The following is a 20,525-nucleotide window of genomic DNA, read 5'->3' as shown; positions in this document are numbered from 1 at the left end:
TTCGACCAGAGGAAGTCCATGAAACTTCGCCACGCCGTCCTTCCCGCCGCGCTGCTGCTCGCGCTGCCCGCAATCGCCTTCGCCCAGCGCGGCTTCGAGGTACGCGATCTGGTCAAGCTCGACCGCTATTCCTCGCCGACGCTCTCGGCCGACGGCCGCAAGCTGGTGTTCGCCAAGGCGACGATCGACGACAAGCTCGCCAAGCGCTCCACCTCGCTGTGGATCGAGGATCTGGCCGCGCGCGATGCCGCGCCGCCGAAGCGGCTCACGCCCGACGGCTGGAACGTCAACTCGCCGGCGTTCTCGCCCGACGGCGCCACCGTCTACTTCCTGAGCGCGAAGTCCGGTTCCTCGCAGCTCTACGCGATTCCCGCCGCCGGCGGCACGCCGCGCCAGCTGACCGATCTGGCCGCCGACGTGGAGAGCTACAAGCTCTCGCCCGACGGCACGCGCGTGGCTTTCGGCGCCGGCGCGTTCGCCGACTGCAAGGCCGACTTCAAGTGCTCCAAGGACAAGGCCGAGGCCGCCGACAAGGCCAAGGCCAGCGGCAAGCTGTTCGACCGCATGTTCATCCGCCACTGGGATACGTGGAACGACGGCCGCCTGAACCGCGTCTTCGTCGCCACGCTGCCGGGCGCCAAGGCCAAGGTCGCCAGCGCGGCGCTGGTCGGTGCCGACGTGCCCGGCGACGTGCCCTCCAAGCCGTTCGGCGACAGCGGCGAGTACGCCTGGTCTCCCGACGGCAAGTCGCTGGTGCTCAGCGCGCGCAAGGCCGACCGCGCCGAGCCGTGGTCGACCAACTTCGACCTGTACCTGGTCAGCGCCGACGGCACCGGCGCGACGCGCAACCTCACCGCCGCCAATCCCGCCTGGGATACCGGCCCGGCCTTCTCCGCCGACGGCAAGACGCTGTACTACCGCGCCATGAAGCGCCCGGGCTTCGAGGCCGACCGCTTCGCGCTGATGGCGATGGACCTGGGCAGCGGCGCCACGCGCGAGATCGCCGCGGACTGGGACCGTTCCGCCGACGGCATCACCCTGTCGGACGACGGCAAGACGATCTACACCACCGCGCAGGACCTGGGTGAGCATCCGCTGTTCGCGGTCGACATCGCCAGCGGCAAGGCCAGCAAGCTGATGGGCGAGGGCACCATTTCCGCCTTCGAGATTGCGGGCCAGACGCTGGCCTTCGCGCGCAACACGCTCAAGAGCGGCGACCAGCTGTTCGCGGCTGCGCTCGACGGGCAGTCGCCGCGCGCGATCACCCCGGACGCCTCGGCGATGGCCTCGGGCGTGTCCTTCGGCGACTTCGAGCAGTTCAGCTTCAAGGGCTGGGACGGCGACACCGTCTACGGCTACGTGGTCAAGCCCTGGAACTACACGGCCGGCAAGAAGTACCCGGTCGCCTTCCTGATCCACGGCGGCCCGCAGGGCAGCTTCGGCAACGGCTGGAGCTACCGCTGGAATCCGCAGACCTATGCCGGCCAGGGCTACGCCGTGGTGATGATCGACTTCCACGGCTCCACCGGCTACGGCCAGAAGTTCACCGATGCGATCAGCCAGCACTGGGGCGACCGCCCGCTGGAGGACCTGCAGAAGGGCTGGAAGGCCGCGCAGGAGAAATACGCCTTCCTCGACGGCGGCAAGGCCTGCGCGCTGGGCGCCAGCTACGGCGGCTTCATGGTCAACTGGATCGCCGGCAACTGGCACACGCCTGCTTCCGGGGCGTGGAAGTGCCTGGTGAACCATGATGGCGTGTTCGACCAGCGCATGATGGGGTACTCCACCGAGGAACTGTGGTTCACCGAGTGGGAGCAGGGCGGCACGCCCTACGAGAAGCCGGCCGCCTACGAGAAGTTCAACCCGGTCAACCACGTCAAGGACTGGCGCGTGCCGATGCTGGTCATCCACGGCCAGCAGGACTTCCGCATCCCGGTCGAGCAGGGCATCGGCGCGTTCACCGCGCTGCAGCGCCAGGGCATCGAATCGAAGTTCCTGTACTTTCCCGACGAGAACCACTGGGTGCTCAAGCCGCAGAACAGCATCCTCTGGCACGACACGGTCAACGCCTGGCTGAAGCAGCACATCGGCAACTGACGCCTTGCGTCCCTCTCCCGCATGGCGGGGGAGGGGATGGCGCAGCGAGCGGGGGGAGCGGCCGCTCGCGAAAGGCAAAAGCGCCCATCCGCCCCGCCTCGGCCGCGTGACGCGCGGCCCCGATCTCCTCCCGCCAGCGGGGGAGGGAAAGCGAAAGCGACGGACGACCCATGCCAGCCACCGAAACCAGCACCGCGCTCATCACCAACGACATCGTCGTGCTCGGCCTGATCGCCGCGACGCTCGGCCTGGTGTTCTGGACCGAGTCGCGCGGCGCCGGCTTCTGGAAGCGCTTCTACACCTACGTGCCGGCCCTGCTGCTGTGCTACTTCATCCCGGGCATCTACAACAGCTTCGGGCTGATCGACGGCAACGCCAGCAAGCTCTACAACCCGGTCGCCAGCCGCGTGCTGCTACCGGCGGCGCTGGTGCTGCTGACCCTCACCATCGACCTGAAGGGCGTGCTGCGGCTCGGCCCGAAGCTGCTGCTCATGTACGCGGCGGCCTCGATCAGCGTGATGCTGGGCGCGTTCGCCGCGTTCTGGATCATGGGCCTGGTGCATCCGGAAACCGTGGCCGGCGACACCTGGGGCGGCATGGCGGCGCTGGCCGGCAGCTGGATCGGCGGCGGCGCCAACATGGTCGCGATGAAGGAAGTGTTCAAGGTCGACGAAACCACCTTCGGCCAGTTCGTGGTGGTCGACGTCGGCGTCGGCTACGTGTGGATGTCGGTGCTGATCTTCCTCGCCAACCGTGCGCAGGCGATCGACGCGCGCAGCGGCGCGGACACGGGCGCGATCGAGGACCTGAAGCAGCGCCTGATCAGTTACCAGAAGCAGCACCAGCGCGTGGCCAGCCTGTCGGACCTGATGATCATCGTCGGCATCGCGCTGGGCGCGGTCGGGCTGTCGCATGCCATCGCCGCGCCGGTCGCGGCCTGGTTCCTGGACAACGTGTCCTGGGCGAAGACCTTCAGCCTGCACGAGCCCTTCGTCTGGGTCGTGGTGCTGTCCACCTTCATCGGCCTGGGGCTGAGCTTCACGCGCCTGCGCGAATTCGACGGCGCCGGGGCCTCCAAGATTGGCACGCTGTTCCTGTATTTCCTGATCGCCTGCATCGGCATGCAGATGGACATCCTGGCGCTGGCCGACAAGCCCTGGCTGTTCGCGCTGGGCCTGATCTGGATCCTGGTGCACATCCTGCTGCTGTACCTGACCGCGCGCCTGCTGCGCGTGCCGTTCTTCTATTTCGCGCTCGGCTCGCAGAGCAACATCGGCGGACCGGCATCGGCGCCGGTGGTGGCCTCGGTCTTCCATCCCTCGCTGGCGCCGGTCGGCGCCCTGCTCGGCGCGCTGGGCTACGCGACCGGCACGGTGCTGGCCTACATCGTCGGCGTCACCTTGCGCGCGATGGCCGGGGCCGGATAGGGCAGCCGGGCATTTCCGGCGCGACTTCCCGCGGCGTCATTCCTGCTGACCGGCCGTTGGGCTGTCGAAAGCCGCAGGATTGACGAGTCCCGGGGGAACGAAGGGGCCTCAGCAGCACCGAAAACCGCTGCGCCCGCCATAGCGCGCCTCCTGGCGCTCGCGGAAGAAGGTCGGATAGTCCATCACCTCGCGGTCGGGATGCTTCTCCAGCATGTGCCGGACGTAGTTGTCGTAGTCCGGCACCCCGCAGCACAGCCGCGCGGTCTGCACCAGCCGCCGCCAGACGCGCTTGTGCGTCCGGAAATGCTCGAGCGGGACGAGGGCGCGGCTTTCGCTGGCTGTGTCCATCACAGGTTCGCCAGCTGCCGCGGATCGACCTCGACGTAGGCGCTTTCCCTGTCGGTGCGCTGCGGGTTGCGGCGCGCCTTGAGCACGCTGCGCACCGAGTACACCAGCACGCTGAACACCACGAACAGGAACAGCGCGGTCAAGCCGGTGTTGACGTATGCGTTGGTGATCACCTGGTGCATCTGCTCCACCGACTTGGCCGGCGCGGCGATCTCGCCGCTGTCCAGCGCCTTCTGGAACTTGCCGGCCTGGGCCAGGAAGCCCTGCGCCGGGTTGCTGTCGAAGATCTTGATCAGGCCGGCGGCGCTGGTGCAGATCACCAGCCATGCCGCCGGCACCGCGCACACCCAGGCGTAGCGGTCGCGCTTCATCTTGAACAGCGCCACCGTGCCCAGCATCAGCGCGATGCCCGCCAGCATCTGGTTGGAGATGCCGAACAGCGGCCACAGCGTCTGGATGCCGCCGAAGGGATCGACCACGCCCTGGTAGAGCAGGTAGCCCCACAGCGCCACGCAGCCGGCGGTGGCGATCAGGTTCGCCGTCCACGATTCGGTGCGGCGCAGCGCCGGCACGAAGTTGCCGAGCAGGTCCTGCAGCATGAAGCGGCCGGCGCGGGTGCCCGCGTCCACCGCGGTGAGGATGAACAGCGCCTCGAACAGGATCGCGAAGTGGTACCAGAACGCCATCATGCCGTCGCCGGGCAGCACGCTGTGCAGGATCTGCGCGATGCCCACGGCCAGCGTCGGCGCGCCGCCGGCGCGCGCCAGCACGGTGGTCTCGCCGATCTCCTTCGCGGTGGCCTCCAGCTGCTCGGGCGTGATCGTGAAGCCCCATTGCGTGACCGCCGCCGCGACCGCGTGCACGTCGCCGCCGACCACCGCCGGCGGGCTGTTCATGGCGAAGTACACGCCCGGTTCGATGATCGAGGCCGCCACCAGCGCCATCACCGCCACGAACGATTCCATCAGCATGCCGCCGTAGCCGATGTAGCGCGCATGCCCCTCGCTGGCGAGCAGCTTGGGCGTGGTGCCGGAGGAGATCAGCGCGTGGAAGCCGGACACCGCGCCGCAGGCGATGGTGATGAACAGGAACGGGAAGATGCCGCCCTTCCAGACCGGGCCGTTGCCGTCGGTGAACTGGGTGAGCGCCGGCATCTTCAGGTCGGGCATCACCACGAAGATGCCGATCGCCAGGGCGATGATCGTGCCGATCTTGAGGAAGGTGGAAAGATAGTCGCGCGGCGCCAGCAGCAGCCACACCGGCAGCACCGAGGCGACGAAGCCGTAGCCGATCAGGATCCAGGTGATCTGCGTGGCGCTGAAGGTGAAGGCCGGCCCCCACGTGGGATCGGCGGCGACCTTGCCGCCCAGCCAGATCGACAGCAACAGCAGCACCAGGCCGACCACCGAGATCTCGCCGATCTTGCCGGGACGGATGTAGCGCATGTACACGCCCATCAGGATCGCGATCGGAATCGTCGCCACCACCGTGAACATGCCCCAGGGGCTGACCGCCAGCGCCTTCACCACCACCATCGCCAGCACCGCGAGGATGATGATCATGATCAGGAAGGCGCCGAACAGGGCGATGGTGCCCGGGATCTGGCCCATCTCCTCGCGCACCAGGTCGCCGAGCGAGCGTCCGTTGCGCCGCGAGGACAGCACCAGCACCACGAAGTCCTGCACCGCGCCGGCGAAGACCACGCCGACCACCAGCCACAGCAGGCCGGGCAGGTAGCCCATCTGCGCCGCCAGCACCGGGCCGACCAGGGGGCCGGCGCCGGCAATCGCGGCGAAGTGGTGGCCGAACAGCACGTGCTTGTTGGTGGGCACGTAGTCGAGGCCGTCGTTGTTGATCACGGCGGGCGTGGCGCGGGTGGGGTCGAGCTGCAGCACCTTGTCGGCGATGAAGCGCGCGTAGAAGCGGTAGGCGATCAGGTACAGCGAGATCGCCGCGACCACGATCCACAGCGCGTTGATCTGTTCGCCGCGCCGCAGCGCGACCGTGCCGAGACAGAAGGCGCCGAGCAGGGCGATCGCCGCCCACGCCAACTTGCCGAACCCGTTCTTCATAGCCAGCCCTCCGAGCGATGGGGCAGGGTCGCGCGGGGGCGCGCGCAGGTCAATGCGCAATGCCGCAATCGGCAGGCTCCGGGCTTAAGACTTTGGTTGTAGGCGCGGCCGCCGCGGGGCGGCCGCGTGCCCCGCTCACAGCCAGCGGACGTGCTTGAGATAGCGGTACAGGCCGAAGCAGCCCAGGGCCAGCGCGCCGATCAGGATGTAGTAGCTGTAGCGCCCGCCCAGCTCGGGCATGTGCTTGAAGTTCATGCCGTACCAGCTGGCGACCAGGGTCGGCGCGGCCAGCAGCGCGGCCCAGCCGGCCAGGCGCTTGACCACCTCGCCCTGCGCCAGCGTCACCAGCGCCTGGTTGACCCCCAGCGCGGTGCCCAGCATGTCGCGCAGCGCGTCGATGGTCTCGTTGATGCGCACCGAATGGTCGAGCACGTCGCGGAAGTACAGGTGCACCTCGCCCGGCACCAGCGGGCTGTTTGTGCGCACCAGCTGCGACAGCACGTCCTGCAGCGGCGTCACCGCCACGCGCATGTAGGTGAGCTCGCGCTTGAGGTCGTACAGCCGGCGCAGGATGCCGCGGCGGAAGGTCTCGGTGAACACGTCCTGCTCCAGCGTCACCAGCGTGTCCTTGAACTCGTCGACGATCGGCAGGTAGTTGTCGACGACGGCGTCGAGCACCGCGTAAAGGGCGTAGGAAGGCCCCATTTCCAGGAATTCCGGCTCGCGCTCCAGGCGCGCGCGCACGGGCTTGTACGACAAGGACGCGCCGTGGCGCACCGTGACCAGGTAGCGCTGGCCGAGGAAGGCATGGGTCTCGCCGTAGCGGATGCGCTCGTCGATCACCTGCGCGGTATTGACCGCGACGAACATCGAATCGCCGTAGGACTCGACCTTGGGGCGCTGGTGGGCTTTCTGCGCGTCCTCGATGGCGAGGTCGTGGAGGTTGAATTCCTCCTGCAGCTTTTCCAGGACGGCGTCCTCGGGCTCGTACAGGCCGACCCAGACGAAGGTCTCGTCGTCGGTCGCCAGGACGTCGCTGATCTCGTCCAGGGAGATATCGCGCAGCTTGCCCTGCTTGCCGTAGAGCGAGCAGTTCACCACGCAGGCGGGACGGGGCGGGACGTGTGCGGCGTCGTTCATGCGGCCATCGTGCGCCCCGCGCGGGCGGGTCCGCAAGTCAGCGGCGGCGCAGCGCGAGGAACAGGCCGTAGTGGATCGGCAGCAGCAGCGCCAGCCAGTGCGCGTTGCGCTGCGGCGCGAGCGGAATCCACAGCAGGAACAGCGCCGCCACGGCGCAGGCGAGGACCACGCCGAGCCAGCGGCCGAAGCCGCGACCGCCTTCGCGCCCGCGCGCGATGCGCCAGCCGCCGGGCAATAGCAGCAGGCAGAGCGGATTGAGCAGCAGCAGGTTGTGGTTGCTCCAGCCGAACCGGTGCTCGGTGAACACCCAGATGAATGCCATCAGCGCGCCGAGCACGACGCACAGCGCCCAGAACGGCAGCGCCGCGGCGGCCACCGCGCGCGGGCGATGCCGGGCGGCGCGGACCGCGACGAAACCGATCAGCGCCCCGCACAGCAGCCATGGCCACCAGGGCAGGCGGAAGTCCGCCGGCTCCGGCGCGATGCGGTGCGGCAGCAGGCGCTGCTCGGCGCCGACCAGCGGACGGCCGTGGCTGCCGTTGACCTCGCGCAGGGCGTCGGCAAGGCGCATCGGCACGAACGATTCCTCCCACACCGACAGCGGGCGGTCGGCGGCCGGCCCCAGGCCGATGTCGAAACCCAGCCACATCCACCAGGCCGGCGAGGCCAGCCGCACCGACTCGCCGCGGTAGGTGTTGCCGTGCGAGCGGCCCTCCAGCTGGCGCTTGAGCGCGCCGTTCAGCGCAGTGTCGATGGCATCGCGCACGCGCGTGGCGCAGTTGTCGGTGAAATATTCGTAGCGATAGCGCGCGTTCTCGGGACGCGCGTTGTGCGCCAGGGCGGCGGCCAGCCGCTCGGCCTCCGCCTCGCTCAGGTCGAGCCACTGGATCGACACGCCGCGCCCGGTCTCCTGGTAGTAGCGCAGGTCCTCCGACAGCGGCAGCGCCACCAGCTGGTACATCATCACGCCGTGGACGAAGTTGCCGATGAAGCCGGGTTCGCCGGGGTCGAAGAAACCGTAGTTGTAGGAGACCGGTTCGCCCCTGGCCGGGTCGTCGACGACCAGCGCGTCGTGGCCGAAGCGCTCGAAGAAGATGCTGCCCGGCTGCATGGTCAGCACGCCGACGCGGGTGGCGGCGTTGCCCAGCAGCGGCAGGCACAGCAGCGCGAGCGCGAGCAGGAGGATGAGCGAGAGTTTCGGCGGGCTCGTCGGTCGTGGCATGCGTCTGTCTCATGCCCCGCCGCGGCGCGGCGGGGACTGAAGCGGGAGGCCCGCGGCGCGGGCCCGGGAGCTCAATTGTCGCCCAGGACGCTGACGTGCAGCGCGTGCAGGCGGCGGGCGTCGGCGCGGGCGACGCGGAAGCCGAAGCGGCCGAGGGTGAGCTCCTCGCCGGCCTCGGGCAGGTGGCCGATGGCCGCGGTGACCAGGCCGCCGATGGTGTCGTACTCGTCGTCGTCGAAGTCGGCGCCGAAGCGCTCGTTGAAGTCGGCGATCGGGGTGAGCGCGTTGACCACGTACTGGCCGTCGGCCTGGGCGGCGATCAGCGCGTCCGGGTCCTCGGCGTCGTCGTGCTCGTCGTCGATCTCGCCGACGATCTGCTCCAGCACGTCCTCGATCGTGACCAGGCCGGCGACGCCGCCGTACTCGTCGATCACGATCGCCATGTGGTTGCGCGACTGGCGGAACTCGCGCAGCAGCACGTCCAGGCGCTTGCTCTCCGGGATCAGCACCGCCGGCCGCAGCAGTTCGCGGATGGTGCCCGGGCCGTTGTCGGCGACCACGCCGCGCAGCAGGTCCTTGGCCAGCAGGATGCCGAGGATCTCGTCCTTGTCCTCGCCGTGCACCGGAAAGCGCGAGTGGCCGGATTCGACCACCTGCTTCATCAGATCGAGGAACTTGCCGTCCGCCGGCAGCGCGACCATCTGCGCGCGCGAGACCATCACGTCGCCCACGGCCAGGTCGGAGACGTTGAGCGCGCCTTCCATCATGCGCAGGGTGTCGGCGGCGATCAGGCCGTCGGCCTGCACGTCGCGCAGCAGCTCGACCAGGTCTTCGCGGGTGGAGGGCTCGCCCGAGAGCATGGAGCCGATGCGGTCCAGCCAGCCACGTCTTTTTTCGGGTGCGTCCCGTTTTTCCGGGACATCGGGAGAGGGGGTACTACTGTCGTCCTCAGACATTGCGGTCATATCGGTGCCCGGGAGGGCCTTGGCGCCAGTTTAACCGATGCGGCCGGCCATGGCCGGCGGGCCGCGGCGGCGCGGCCGTTGGCGCGGATCGCCTTGAAAGCCAAGGCTTTTTGCCCGGCTGCGGGAAAATCCGACAGGGCCATGCTGGCGCGGCCTACGCGCGGCCGGGCCGCGCGGCGATGAACGCCGCGCCGCGTGCCGGGCAGAGTGGGCTTGCCCGCGATACGCGGGCGATGCGCCCCAAGGAGGCCTCATGTTCGCTCGTGCGCTATGCCTTTCCGCCGCCCTCGTATTGTCGGCCGGCGCCTGCACGTCCGCCCTGGCGCGCGCCGCGCCGCTCGCCGCCGTCTATGTCGACGCCATCGACTACCTGCGCTCGGATGCCGAGCTGGAAGCCTGGGACACGCTGCGCCGCAACCTGAAACGCAATTTCGACGACATCTGCGGCGATACCTTCTGCGAAGGCGAATACGGCAACATCGAATCGCTGGGCTTCCGCTGCTCGGTGCTGCGCGACCGCGGCCGCATCGGCGGCTGCGTGTGGGTGTTCGCGGCGAGCAACGAGGAGATCGATCCGGCCAGCGGCGCCATCGCCGTGGACAAGGGCTTCTGGAGCTGCCAGGCGCCGCTGGCGCCGGGCACCGGCATCCACGCCTTGCTGCGCGCGCTGCAGGGCGGCGCGCCGATGGACGCGCCGCTGCCGGGCTCGACGCGTTCGCTCTACGACGGGCTGATCGATTGCCTGTAGGCGGGCCTGGCCGCATGGCGTCGGCGCCGCGCGCCGGTCGCCGCGCTCAGGGAACGAGATAGGGATCGGCGATGCCGAGCGTGGCGAGGATCTCGCGTTCGAGCGCCTCCATGCATTCGGCCTCGCGCGCGTCCTCGTGGTTCCAGCCGAGCAGGTGCAGGGTGCCGTGCACGGTGAGATGGGCGTAGTGCGCGGCCAGCGGCTTCTTCTGCTCGCGCGCCTCGCGGGCGATCACCGGCGCGCACAGCACCAGGTCGCCGAGCAGGGGCAGCTTGACCCCTTCGGGCAGCTCGGCCGGGAAGCTGAGCACATTGGTGGCGTAGTCCTTGCCGCGATAGTGGCGATTGAGCGCCCGGCCTTCCTTCGCGTCGACCAGCCGGATGGCCAGATCGGCTTCGCGGATGCGCCCGGCCAGCGCCGCGGCGACCCAGCGGCGGAAACTCACCGCCGCCGGCAGGCCGGCGCGGGGCAGGGCGTAGCCGACGGATACTTCCAGGCGGACAGGGCCTTTGGTCATTGCGATGGCGATGGCGAAGGCGGAAAAGGAAAAGCGAAGTCCAGAGTATCGCGCGACCGACGGGCGGACGATACACCCGGACGCACGCGGGTGCCGTGATCCGTCCGCGACGCCGGGCTCAGGCGCGCGTCGGCGGGAACGCCGGCGAAAGCCGCGGCGATGCCCGGGCGATGCGGCCGGTCACGCCGACGGCCCGCTGGCCGCATCGCTGGCGTCGCGCCGGTCGTAGGCCGAGACGATGCGCGCGACCAGCGGGTGGCGCACCACGTCGCGGGCCTCGAAGAAGGTGAAGCTGACGCCGTCGACGTCGCGCAGCACCTCCACGGCATCGCGCAATCCCGATTTGACGTGCTTGGGCAGGTCGATCTGGGTGAGGTCGCCGGTGACCACCGCCGTGCTGCCGAAGCCCAGGCGGGTGAGGAACATCTTCATCTGCTCGATGGTGGTGTTCTGCGCCTCGTCCAGGATCACGTAGGCGTCGTTGAGCGTGCGTCCGCGCATGTAGGCCAGCGGCGCGATCTCGATCACCGATTTCTCCAGCAGCTTCAGCACCTTCTCCACGCCCATCATCTCGTAGAGGGCGTCGTAGAGCGGGCGCAGGTAGGGATCGACCTTCTGCGACAGGTCGCCGGGCAGGAAGCCGAGCTTTTCGCCCGCCTCCACCGCCGGCCGCACCAGGATCAGGCGCTGCACCCGCGACTCGTTCAGGGCCTCGACCGCGCTGGCCACGGCAAGGAAGGTCTTGCCGGTGCCGGCCGGGCCGACGCCGAAGTTGATGTCGTGCGTGGCGATGGCGTGCAGGTATTTCTGCTGGTTGGGCCCGCGCCCGCGGATGGTGCCGCGCTTGACGCGGATCGCCACGTCCTGCGGCGCGTAGTCGGGATCGGCGGCGTCACGGCCGGCGCCGGCGATGGCGCTCAGGCGCAGGTTGATGCCCTGTCCGTCGAAGGTTTCCTCGCCGGCTTCGGCGTACAGCGCGCGCAGCACTTTCTCGGCGCGGTCGACGGCGTCGGCGTCGGCGCCGGTCACGCGGAAGACGTTGCCGCGGTTGGCGATCTCCACGCCCAGCCGCAGTTCGATCTGGCGCAGATGCCCGTCGAACGGCCCGGCCAGATTGGCCAGGCGCTCGGTGTCGGCGGGGTCGAGGGTGAAGTCGCGTTGCTGCTGGGTCATCGCGGGGATGTGGGGCGCGTCTTGCGGAAGATCAAGACTACGCCCTCGTCCGTCCCTGCGCGCGGCGCGGTCGAGCGGCGGCGGGCGGCGACTCGAACGCGGGCTCAGAGCCCGGGCCCGGTGTTCATGTTGAAGGGCAGGATGTGCTCGCACAGGTACACGCAGTAGGGGTTCCAGCGCGAGACCGTGGTGTAGAGCGTGTTGCCGCCGCTCCAGGGGTGCATGAAGCCGCCGTACATGCCGGGGATCTGCATCGGCCCGATCAGGTCGAGCGGCGCCGACCAGGGGCCCTCCGGCCGCGGCGCGGTGCGCAGCTGGATCGCGCCGATGAAGTTGGCGAAGACGTTGATGTAGGTGAGCAGCCACAGCGCCCCGAACTTGTGCAGGTTCGGCTCGCCGACCGGGCCGGGCACGATCGACACCGCCGGCGCGCCGGCGCGGTATTCACGGCCGTCCCAGTACTGGTACTGGGTGCGGTCGTGCATGCGGTCGATGCGCACGCGCGCCATGTGCAGGCCGTCGTTGCGGCGCCCGTTCTGGGTGCCGCCCACGTAGACCCAGCCGTCGTTGTCGGGCGCCAGCGCCATCACCTGGAACACGTCGGAGCGGTCGGGGTTGTTGGGCCAGGCGGCGCCCTGCATCCATTGCCAGTTCTCGCCGTCGTCGTCCGACCAGGCCAGGCCGCTGTGGTCGGTCTTCCAGCTCCAGCCGCCGTCGTCGTTCCAGTCGTAGACCTGCATGAAGCTCATGATCTGGCGCGATGTCGGGCCGACTCCGGCGGCGAAGCCCGAGGTGGGGATCCACGACCAGCTCGGCTGGTTCGGCTGCATGAGGGTGCGCACGTTGCCCCACTGATCGCGCACGCCGGAATCGAAGATGATGCCGTTGCGCATGTCGTTGAAGTTGGCGCGGCTGCGCACCAGCGCGTTCTTGGCCTGGAAGTTGCCGGGGCCGCCGTTGGGATTGATGGTGTTGGCGGTGTCGCCGAAGGCGAACAGCACGTTGCCGCGCATGTCGTCCCACATCACGCCGAGGTCGGTGCCGACCAGCGCCCATTTGTCGTTCCAGGACTGCGGGCCGGTGAGCTTGGCCACGACCCGCGTAGTGGCCTGCGCGGCCGCGCTCGCGGGCGCCCAGCCCGCCAGCGCACCGGCCGCGCCGGCGGCCAGGGCGGAGCCGAGGAAGCTGCGGCGCGAGGGATCGATCAGCTCGCGTTCGGGCGGAAGGATCGGGCCGGAAGGGCGATGCGGCTGCGATGTCATGAACGGGCTCCTTGGGAAGGGCGCGCCGGAGGGCGAAGGCCGCACGCCGCGCGCGCCGGGCATTGCGGTGCGGGTTATCGATAACACCGGGGAAGTGAAGGCGCCGAGAGAAACGGCATGCGCTTTTTCGCTTCCGATCGTTGCGCGGGAAGCTGTCCTGCCGCCGTGCCGATTTGCGAATCGGCTGACCACAAAGCCCGGGACCGCACGATGCGCCTGCCGGCGCGGAACGGCGCGCACGGCGTTTGTCGGGCGCGATCGGCCGGTGACTGGATGATTGGGCGACCGGACGACTGAAGGCGGGATCGCCGGAGGAAGGGCTTGAAATTTAATTAATCATTGAATTAATATTCAGGCTATGCCGACCCAGCCCCCCCGTTCCCGCAAGCGCGCCGGCGCATCTCCCGCCGCCGCGCCCGTGCCGGCGCCCGCGAAGAAGGCCGCGCCCCCCGTCGTCAAGAAGCGCTCGCCGGGGCGTCCGAAAGGGGCGGCGCCGGTCTCCCGCGACCATCTGCTCGACGCCGCCCTGGCCTGTTTCGTCCGCCGCGGCATCGCCGCCACCTCGCTGCGCGACGTCGCGGGCGAGGCCAAGGTCACGCCGGCGCTGCTGCACTACTATTTCGGCGACAAGGCGGCGCTGGTGGAGGCGCTGGTGGCCGAACGCATGCTGCCGGCGCTTCAGGGCGTGCGTGCGCGCGTGTTCGCGGCGGGCGAGGACATCGCCGCGACCGTGGCCGGATTCGTCTGCGGCGTCACCGAGGTGATGCAGCGCAATCCCTGGTGGCCGCAGCTGTGGGTGCGGGAAGTCCTGTGCGAGGGCGGGGCGCTGCGCGATCTGCTGGTCATGCGGGTCGCGCCCGACTTGGCGCGCACGATTGTCGCGCGCTTCGCCGCGGCGCAGGCGCGCGGCGAACTCAATCCCGGGCTCGATCCGCGCCTGCTGATGACCTCGCTGGTCGGCCTGACGTTGTTTCCCGCCGCCGGGGCGCCGATCTGGCGCAGCCTCTTCGCCGCCGACGATCTCGATCTCGACGATGTCCGAAGCCACGCGATCGCACTGCTCGATCGCGGCCTGGAGCTGAAGTCATGACCGCTTGCGCGAAACCTGCCGTGTCCCCGATGCCGCGGATCGCGGCCGCCGCCCTGCTGACGCTCGCGCTGGTGGCCTGCGCCGACGACGCGCCGCAGGCGCTGGGAACCCTTGAATACGACCGCGTCACCCTGCCGGCGCCGGCTTCCGAGCGCATCGCCCGCATCGACGTGCGCGAAGGCGAGCGCGTGCGCGCCGGGCAACCGCTGATGCAGCTGGAGCTGGCATTGACGCAGTCGCAGCTGGCTGCGGCGCAGGCGCAGGCGCTGCAGGCCCGCGAACGGCTGCGGGAGCTGAAGGCCGGGCCGCGCAACGAGGACATCGCCCAGGCCCGCGCCAACCTGGCGGCCGCCCAGGCGCAGGCCCGCGACGCGCAGGCGTACTACGCGCGCCTGCAGCCGCTCGGGCGGCAGCGGCTGGTGGCCGCCGCCGACGTCGACCGTGCCCGCGCCAATGCCGGCAACACCCGGGCGCAGGTGCAGGCGGCGCAGGCGGCCTTGCTGGAACTCGAGCGCGGCACGCGCGATGAGCAGATCGCGCAAGGCGAATCGGCGCTGGCCGCGGCCGAGGCGCAGGCGCGCGCACAGGCGGTGACGCTGGGCAAGCTCGACCTGCTCGCGCCGCGCGAGGGACGCATCGATACCATCCCCTACAAGCTCGGCGACCAGGCGCCGCTGGGCGCGCCGCTGGTGGTGATGCTGGTCGGCGCAACGCCCTATGCGCGCGTCTACGTGCCCGAGCCGATCCGCGCCGGCGTGCGCGTCGGGCAGGCCGCGCGCGTGTTCGTCGACGGGCGCGAGGGCGCGCTGGCCGGGCGGGTACGGATGATCCGCAGCGATCCCAGCTTCACGCCGTACTACGCCCTGTCCGGCGAGGACGCATCGCGGTTGAGTTGGCTGGCCGAGATCGAGCTCGACAAGAGCGCCGGGGAATTGCCGCCCGGATTGCCGGTGCGGGTCGAGTTCGCCGCGGATGCGGCGCGATGAGCATCGCAGTGCCAGCCTCGCGCGCTCGCGCATGCCGCGATGCACCGGGCAGGGCGCCGGTGCCGCGCCGATGAGCGACGATGCCGCCATCCGTGCGCGCGGGCTGACCAAGCGTTTCGGCGCCCTGGTGGCGGTGGACCGCGTCACGCTGACCGTGCCCAGGGCGCACGTCTACGGGTTCCTCGGCCCCAACGGCTCGGGCAAGTCGACCACCATCCGCATGCTGTGCGGCCTGCTCACGCCCAGCGAGGGCGAGATCGAGGTGCTCGGCCTGCGCATCCCCGAGCAGGCGGAGGCGCTGCGCCGCCGCATCGGCTACATGACGCAGAAGTTCTCGCTGTTCGAGGACCTGAGCGTGCGCGAGAACCTGGAATTCCTCGCCGCCGTGCAGGAGCTGCCGAAGGCCCAAGCCGCCCGCCGCATCGACGAGCTGCTCGTGCAGTACCGCTTCCAGGACCGGCAGAAGCAGCTCGCCGGCACCATGAGCGGCGGGCAGAAGCAGCGCCTGGCGCTGGCCGGGGCGGTGATCCACCGGCCGGAACTGCTGTTCCTGGACGAGCCGACCAGCGCGGTCGATCCGGAGTCGCGTCGCGACTTCTGGGAAAAGCTCTTCGACCTGGCCGATGGCGGCACCACCATCCTGGTGTCCACCCACTACATGGACGAGGCCGAGCGCTGCCACCGCCTGGCGATCCTCGACCGCGGTGTGCTGGTGGCCGACGGCACGCCGGGCGAACTCACCCGCGCGCTCGCCGGCCGCACCGCGGTGGTGCACGCCGCGCAGCCGCGCAACGCGCAGCAGGCGCTGGTCGCGGTGCCGGGCGTACTCAGCGTGGCGCAGATCGGCAACAGCCTGCGCGTGCTCTCCGAGCACGGCGGCGACGCGACCGGGCGCCTGCGTGCGGCGCTGGCCGAGGCCGGCCTGCAGGCGGAGGTGGAGGCGGAAGCGCCGAACCTGGAAGACGTGTTCGTCTCGGCCACGCGGGGCGAGGGCGAGGACACGCGGCCGGAGGCGCGGGCATGAGGCTGCGCCGGCTGCTGGCCATCATGCTGAAGGAGGTCCGGCAGATGCGCCGCGACCGCATCACCCTGGCGATGATCGTCGGCATCCCGGTGATGCAGCTGGTGCTGTTCGGCTACGCCATCAACCTCAACCTGCGCGGCCTGTCGGCCGGCGTGGCCGACCAGGCCAACACGGCGGCCTCGCGCGCGCTGGTGATGGACATGGTCGCCACCGGGGTCATCGCGCCCGGGGTCAGCGCCACCTCGCCGCAGCAATTGATGCAGCGGCTGCGCCGCGGCGAGATCAGCGTCGGCGTGGTGATCCCGCCGGATTTCGAGCGCCGCCGCCAGGACGGTCGCGAAGCGGTGCAGGTGCTGGTGGACGGCAGCGACACGGTGGTGCAGAGCGCGGCGATCCAGCTGGCGCAGACGCCGCTCGACGCCACGCCGGCGACCAACCTGATCTCGCCGCGCGCCGGCGCCGCCCAGGCCGGCAGCGGCCAGCCGGCCGGCGGGCAGATCAGCGTGGTCAGCTTCTACAACCCGGAGCGGCGCTCGGCGGTGAACATCGTGCCCGGCCTGATCGGCGTGATCCTGACCATGACCATGGTGCTGTTCACCGGCGTGGCGATCGTGCGCGAGCGCGAACGCGGCAACATGGAACTGCTGATCGCCACCCCCGTCACCAGCGCCGAGCTGATGATCGGCAAGGTGCTGCCCTACGCGGTGATCGGCCTGGTGCAGACCAGCGTGATCCTGCTGCTGGGCATGTGGCTGTTCCAGGTGCCGATCCGCGGCAGCGTGCTGGACGTCTACCTGGCGGCGGTGCTGCTGATCCTGGCCAACCTCACCATGGGGCTGCTGATCAGCACGCGCGCGCAGTCGCAGTTCCAGGCGATGCAGATGACCTTCTTCGTCTTCCTGCCCTCGATCCTGCTCTCGGGCTTCATGTTCCCCTTCGCCGGCATGCCGCGCGTGGTGCAGTGGCTGGCCGAGCTGCTGCCGCTGACGCATTTCCTGCGCCTGATCCGCGGCATCATGCTGCGCGGTGCCGGCCTGTTCGAGCTCTGGCCCGACGTGCTGGCGCTGCTCGCCTTCACCGCGGCGATGATGGCGCTGGCGATCCTGCGTTTCCGCAAACGCCTGGACTGAGCAGGCCGTCCGCATTCGCTGTGCCGGCAATCACGGTCGCCGTTCCGGCCGCGGGCTAGATTGCACGCCGGACGCCAGGGGAGAGCGCGGCGATGAGGCTGTGGGGGTGGTGGTCGGGGCTGGCCTGGTGGCAGGCCCCGCTGTTGTTCGTGTTCGTGCTGCTTTGCGTCCGCGAGGACGTTCGCCGGCCGCAGCCGTCGGCCGCGCCCGCGTCGTCGGCGACGGTGCCGGCGGTTCCCACTGCGCCGCCGATGTCGCGGCCGCTGCCGCCGCGGCGCCTGGCGCTCGGCGACGCCGACGCGGCCCGCTTCCTGGCACAGGCGACCTTCGGCACCACGCTGGAGGAGATCGCCCGCGTGCGCCAGCTCGGCTATGCCGGCTGGATCGACGACCAGTTCGCGCAGCCGGCGTCCTCGCAGCTGAAGTTCCTCAAGGAGGCCGGCGCCGACACCCAGCGCGACTGGCGCGTGGACGCCTGGTTCCTCAATGCGGTCGGCGGCCAGGATCCCTTCGATCCCGCCTTCGTGCACAAGGACCAGCTGCGCCAGCGCGTGGCCTTCGCGCTGAGCGAGATCCTCGTGGTGTCCGACGCGGCCTCCGACCAGCTGGGCAATGCGCCGCACGGCATGACCGACTTCTACGACACGCTGGCGCGCGATGCCTTCGGCAACTACCGCACGCTGCTGCGCGACGTCACCCTGCATCCGGTGATGGGCGTGTTCCTGTCGATGCTCGGCAACCAGAAGCCGGACGCGGCGCGCAACATCCGGCCCGACGAGAACTACGCGCGCGAGGTGATGCAGCTGTTCAGCGTCGGCCTGGTGCGGCTCAACCGCGACGGCACGCCGATGCGCGATGGCGCCGGCATCCCGATCCCGACCTACGACCAGAACACGGTCAAGGGTTTCGCCCACGTCTTCACCGGCTGGACCTTCCACGGCTGCGAGGCGATGGGCTACTTCACCGACTGCTACATCTACGACTCGGCCGACCCGGCCTGGGTGAGTCCGATGGAAAGCCAGGCGGCCTTCCACGCCTCGGCCCAGGCGAAGCAGCTGCTGGTCTATCCCGGCGTCGCGCTGCCCAATGGCGTGCTGGCCGCGGGCGGCACCGCGCAAAGCGACCTCGATGCCGCGCTCGACAATCTCTTCCGGCATCCCAACGTGGGGCCGTTCATCGGCAGGCAGCTGATCCAGCGCCTGGTCACCAGCAATCCCAGCCCGGCCTACGTCGCGCGCGTGGCGGCCGCCTTCGACAACAACGGCGCCGGCGTGCGCGGCGACATGAAGGCGGTGGTCAAGGCGATCCTGCTCGACCGCGAGGCGCGCGATCCGGCCGCGCAGCCGCCGCACTTCGGCAAGGTGCGCGAGCCGCTGCTGCGGCTCACGCACCTGTGGCGCGCGCTCAACGCGCATTCGCAGTCCGGGCACCTGGACGAGTTCTGGACGCTGGAAATGAACCTCGGCCAGTCGCCGCAGTACGCGCCCTCGGTGTTCAACTTCTTCAGTCCCGAGTACCGCCCGACCGGCGAACCGACCCAGCTCGGCCTGGCCGCGCCGGAATTGCAATTGGCCACCGACTACCAGATGCCCGCGACCGAGGGCTACTTCGGCAACAAGATCTTCGAGGTGTACGTCGGCAATCCCGACGTCGGCCCGAACGAGTACGCCATCGACCTGGGCCGCGATACGCCGCTGGCCGCCAATCCGGCCGCCTTGCTCGACCGCTACGACCTGCTGTTCCTGTCCGGCCAGATGTCGGCGGGCATGCGGCAGACGCTGCTGGAGCGCCTGAACGGCATGCCCGGCGCCAGCGTCGAGGACCGGCGCGCGCGGGCGCAGGAGGCGCTGTACCTGATCATCAATTCGCCCGAATACGTGGTGCAGAAATGAACGCGGGCAAGGGGAGGATGCGGCGATGAGGATGGGGCGGAGGGAATTCCTGCGCAATGCGATCTGCGCCGGCCTGGGCGGCGCCGGACTGTACTCGGCGCTGGGCAACTTGCGCCTGGTCGAGGCCGCCGCGCGCGCCTACGGCCCGGCGGCGTTCGATGACTACAAGGCGCTCGTGTGCGTGTTCCTGTTCGGCGGCAACGACGCGCTGAACATGGTGGTGCCGCGCGATGCGGCGCACTACGCCCAGTACGCGGCCGCGCGCGCCACGCTGGCGGTGCCGCAGGCCGACCTGCTGCCGCTCACGCCGCTGGCGGGCGGCGGCGCGTCGGATGGGGCGAGCTACGGCCTGCAGAAGTCCGTCCGCGAGGGCGACGCGGTCGGCATGGCCGGACTGCAGGGGCTGTTCAACGGCGGCAAGGCGGCGATCCTGGGCAACGTCGGCACGCTGATCCGCCCGGTGACCAAGGCCGAATACCGCAACGGCTCGGCGCCGCTGCCGCCGCAGCTGTTCTCGCACAACAACCAGCAGGCGTACTGGCAGGTCTCGCGCACCGACGACGGCCGCAACCTCGGCTGGGGCGGGCGCATTGCCGACCTGCTGCAGGACGCCAATCCCGGCGCCTACATCCCGATGAACATCGCGCTCAACGGCGGCAGCGTGCTGCAGCGCGCCGCCAACAGCAATCCCTATGTGATCGGCAACGACGGGCCGCGCTATTTCAGCCGCTTCGAGTGGGACGGCGACAGCCGCCGCGCCTTCCTGGCGCTGATGGCGCCCGAAGCGCAGACCCACGCCTTCGGGCGCAGCTATGCCGCCTCGTTCCGGCGCGCGCGCGAGAACGCCGACGCGGTCGGCACCGCGCTGGAAGCCTCCGCGCCGCCGGCCACCGCCTTTCCGGACAACGACCTGGCCTGGCAGCTGCGCATGGTGGCGCGCCTGATCAAGGTGCGCGCCACGCTCGGCCTCAAGCGCCAGATCTATTTCGTCTCGATCGGCGGCTTCGACCATCACGACCGGCTGCTCGGCGAGCAGCCGGTGCTGCTGGCCGAGGTGGCGCAGGCGCTGACCGCCTTCTACAACGCCACCGTCGAACTCGGCGTGGCCGACAGCGTCACCACCTTCACCGCCTCCGACTTCGGCCGCACGCTGTCCTCCAACGGCGACGGTTCCGACCACGGCTGGGGCGGACACCATCTGGTGGTGGGCGGCGCGGTGCGCGGCGGGCGCTTCTACGGGCGGATGCCGGTGCTGCAGAACGACGGGCCGGACGATGCCGGCTGGGGACAGATCATCCCCACGACCTCGGTCGACCAGTACGCGGCGACGCTGGCGCGCTGGTTCGGCGTGGCCGACGGCGACCTCGGCCTGATCTTTCCCAATCTCGGCAACTTCGCCAGCCGCAACCTCGGCTTCATGGGGTAGCGTGCC

The 20,525-nt window shown here is 70.0% G+C and carries 17 protein-coding genes; 9 read left to right on the top strand and 8 right to left on the bottom strand.

The annotated features are described in order from the left end of the window. Window positions 1-18: 18 nt before the first annotated feature. Both MD221_RS09065 and MD221_RS09060 read left to right on the top strand, forming a co-directional pair. Complete coding sequence (locus MD221_RS09065; protein ID WP_242110719.1) at window positions 19-2,097, top strand: S9 family peptidase; 2,079 nt, start codon at window positions 19-21, stop codon at window positions 2,095-2,097. A gap of 170 nt (window positions 2,098-2,267) precedes the next feature. Next, window positions 2,268-3,524, top strand: a complete 1,257-nt coding sequence (locus MD221_RS09060) for a DUF819 family protein (protein WP_242110718.1) — start codon at window positions 2,268-2,270, stop codon at window positions 3,522-3,524. Window positions 3,525-3,632: 108 nt separating this feature from the next. On the opposite strand, the gene MD221_RS09055 is transcribed toward MD221_RS09060, so the two are convergent. The 5 genes from MD221_RS09055 to MD221_RS09035 form a co-directional block, all read right to left on the bottom strand. Continuing rightward, the gene (locus MD221_RS09055; protein ID WP_242110717.1) at window positions 3,633-3,872 is read right to left on the bottom strand and encodes a YbdD/YjiX family protein; all 240 of its coding nucleotides are present in this window, start codon (window positions 3,870-3,872) and stop codon (window positions 3,633-3,635) included. Continuing rightward, window positions 3,872-5,944 carry a carbon starvation CstA family protein gene (locus MD221_RS09050; protein WP_242110716.1) on the bottom strand — a complete coding sequence of 691 codons (2,073 nt, stop codon included), beginning with the start codon at window positions 5,942-5,944 and terminating at the stop codon, window positions 3,872-3,874. The genes MD221_RS09055 and MD221_RS09050 overlap by 1 nt, the downstream gene beginning before the upstream one ends. A 135-nt stretch (window positions 5,945-6,079) precedes the next feature. Further along, the gene (locus MD221_RS09045) at window positions 6,080-7,084 is read right to left on the bottom strand and encodes a magnesium and cobalt transport protein CorA (RefSeq protein WP_242110715.1); all 1,005 of its coding nucleotides are present in this window, start codon (window positions 7,082-7,084) and stop codon (window positions 6,080-6,082) included. A 37-nt stretch (window positions 7,085-7,121) separates the two neighbouring features. Beyond that, on the bottom strand, window positions 7,122-8,306 hold the full coding sequence (locus MD221_RS09040) for a lipoprotein N-acyltransferase Lnb domain-containing protein (RefSeq protein ID WP_242110714.1): 1,185 nt from the start codon (window positions 8,304-8,306) through the stop codon (window positions 7,122-7,124). A 71-nt stretch (window positions 8,307-8,377) separates the two neighbouring features. Next, window positions 8,378-9,262, bottom strand: a complete 885-nt coding sequence (locus tag MD221_RS09035; RefSeq protein ID WP_242111627.1) for a CorC family transporter — start codon at window positions 9,260-9,262, stop codon at window positions 8,378-8,380. 262 nt (window positions 9,263-9,524) lie between these two features. Here MD221_RS09035 and MD221_RS09030 point away from each other — a divergent pair, with 262 nt between their 5' ends. Then, a complete protein-coding gene (locus MD221_RS09030) occupies window positions 9,525-10,019 on the top strand; it encodes a hypothetical protein (RefSeq protein WP_242110713.1) in 495 nt (164 codons plus the stop codon). Between the two features lie 46 nt (window positions 10,020-10,065). Here MD221_RS09030 and ybeY read toward each other — a convergent pair whose 3' ends face one another. The 3 genes from ybeY to MD221_RS09015 form a co-directional block, all read right to left on the bottom strand. Beyond that, window positions 10,066-10,536 (bottom strand): rRNA maturation RNase YbeY, encoded by a 471-nt coding sequence (gene ybeY, locus MD221_RS09025; RefSeq protein ID WP_242110712.1) that lies wholly within the window; start codon window positions 10,534-10,536, stop codon window positions 10,066-10,068. 180 nt (window positions 10,537-10,716) lie between these two features. Further along, the gene (locus MD221_RS09020) at window positions 10,717-11,709 is read right to left on the bottom strand and encodes a PhoH family protein (RefSeq protein ID WP_242110711.1); all 993 of its coding nucleotides are present in this window, start codon (window positions 11,707-11,709) and stop codon (window positions 10,717-10,719) included. 104 nt (window positions 11,710-11,813) lie between these two features. Next, window positions 11,814-12,971: a glycoside hydrolase family 183 protein gene (locus MD221_RS09015; protein ID WP_242110710.1), complete on the bottom strand. Its 1,158-nt coding sequence runs from the start codon at window positions 12,969-12,971 to the stop codon at window positions 11,814-11,816. 418 nt (window positions 12,972-13,389) lie between these two features. Here MD221_RS09015 and MD221_RS09010 point away from each other — a divergent pair, with 418 nt between their 5' ends. From MD221_RS09010 to MD221_RS08985, 6 genes are all read left to right on the top strand, one after another. Next, entirely contained in the window at window positions 13,390-14,061 is a 672-nt protein-coding gene (locus tag MD221_RS09010; protein ID WP_242110709.1) for a TetR/AcrR family transcriptional regulator, read from the top strand. Between the two features lie 29 nt (window positions 14,062-14,090). After that, window positions 14,091-15,047 (top strand): HlyD family secretion protein, encoded by a 957-nt coding sequence (locus MD221_RS09005; RefSeq protein WP_242111626.1) that lies wholly within the window; start codon window positions 14,091-14,093, stop codon window positions 15,045-15,047. An 88-nt stretch (window positions 15,048-15,135) separates the two neighbouring features. Continuing rightward, window positions 15,136-16,071, top strand: coding sequence for an ABC transporter ATP-binding protein (locus MD221_RS09000; protein ID WP_242111625.1), 936 nt, complete (start codon window positions 15,136-15,138; stop codon window positions 16,069-16,071). Next, window positions 16,068-17,201, top strand: a complete 1,134-nt coding sequence (locus tag MD221_RS08995) for an ABC transporter permease (RefSeq protein WP_242110708.1) — start codon at window positions 16,068-16,070, stop codon at window positions 17,199-17,201. The genes MD221_RS09000 and MD221_RS08995 overlap by 4 nt, the downstream gene beginning before the upstream one ends. A gap of 92 nt (window positions 17,202-17,293) precedes the next feature. Beyond that, window positions 17,294-19,093, top strand: coding sequence for a DUF1800 domain-containing protein (locus tag MD221_RS08990; protein WP_242110707.1), 1,800 nt, complete (start codon window positions 17,294-17,296; stop codon window positions 19,091-19,093). 25 nt (window positions 19,094-19,118) lie between these two features. Continuing rightward, on the top strand, window positions 19,119-20,519 hold the full coding sequence (locus tag MD221_RS08985; RefSeq protein WP_242110706.1) for a DUF1501 domain-containing protein: 1,401 nt from the start codon (window positions 19,119-19,121) through the stop codon (window positions 20,517-20,519). The last annotated feature ends 6 nt before the right edge of the window (window positions 20,520-20,525 follow it).

It is taken from the genome of Luteimonas aquatica, assembly GCF_022662575.1.
Taxonomy (GTDB): Bacteria; Pseudomonadota; Gammaproteobacteria; order Xanthomonadales; family Xanthomonadaceae; genus Luteimonas; species Luteimonas aquatica.
Note: the sequence above shows the minus strand (reverse complement) of the source record. Positions and strands in the feature narration are given on the sequence as shown.

Coding starts and splice junctions, on each gene's coding strand:
- MD221_RS09055 (WP_242110717.1), bottom strand. CDS start 3,872: ATGGACACAGCCAGCGAAAGCCGCGCCCTCGTCCCGCTCGAGCATTTC.
- MD221_RS09020 (WP_242110711.1), bottom strand. CDS start 11,709: ATGACCCAGCAGCAACGCGACTTCACCCTCGACCCCGCCGACACCGAG.
- MD221_RS09065 (WP_242110719.1), top strand. CDS start 19: ATGAAACTTCGCCACGCCGTCCTTCCCGCCGCGCTGCTGCTCGCGCTG.
- MD221_RS09060 (WP_242110718.1), top strand. CDS start 2,268: ATGCCAGCCACCGAAACCAGCACCGCGCTCATCACCAACGACATCGTC.
- MD221_RS08995 (WP_242110708.1), top strand. CDS start 16,068: ATGAGGCTGCGCCGGCTGCTGGCCATCATGCTGAAGGAGGTCCGGCAG.
- MD221_RS09050 (WP_242110716.1), bottom strand. CDS start 5,944: ATGAAGAACGGGTTCGGCAAGTTGGCGTGGGCGGCGATCGCCCTGCTC.
- MD221_RS09040 (WP_242110714.1), bottom strand. CDS start 8,306: ATGCCACGACCGACGAGCCCGCCGAAACTCTCGCTCATCCTCCTGCTC.
- MD221_RS09045 (WP_242110715.1), bottom strand. CDS start 7,084: ATGAACGACGCCGCACACGTCCCGCCCCGTCCCGCCTGCGTGGTGAAC.
- MD221_RS08990 (WP_242110707.1), top strand. CDS start 17,294: ATGAGGCTGTGGGGGTGGTGGTCGGGGCTGGCCTGGTGGCAGGCCCCG.
- MD221_RS09035 (WP_242111627.1), bottom strand. CDS start 9,262: ATGTCTGAGGACGACAGTAGTACCCCCTCTCCCGATGTCCCGGAAAAA.
- MD221_RS09030 (WP_242110713.1), top strand. CDS start 9,525: ATGTTCGCTCGTGCGCTATGCCTTTCCGCCGCCCTCGTATTGTCGGCC.
- MD221_RS09005 (WP_242111626.1), top strand. CDS start 14,091: ATGCCGCGGATCGCGGCCGCCGCCCTGCTGACGCTCGCGCTGGTGGCC.
- ybeY (WP_242110712.1), bottom strand. CDS start 10,536: ATGACCAAAGGCCCTGTCCGCCTGGAAGTATCCGTCGGCTACGCCCTG.
- MD221_RS08985 (WP_242110706.1), top strand. CDS start 19,119: ATGAGGATGGGGCGGAGGGAATTCCTGCGCAATGCGATCTGCGCCGGC.
- MD221_RS09015 (WP_242110710.1), bottom strand. CDS start 12,971: ATGACATCGCAGCCGCATCGCCCTTCCGGCCCGATCCTTCCGCCCGAA.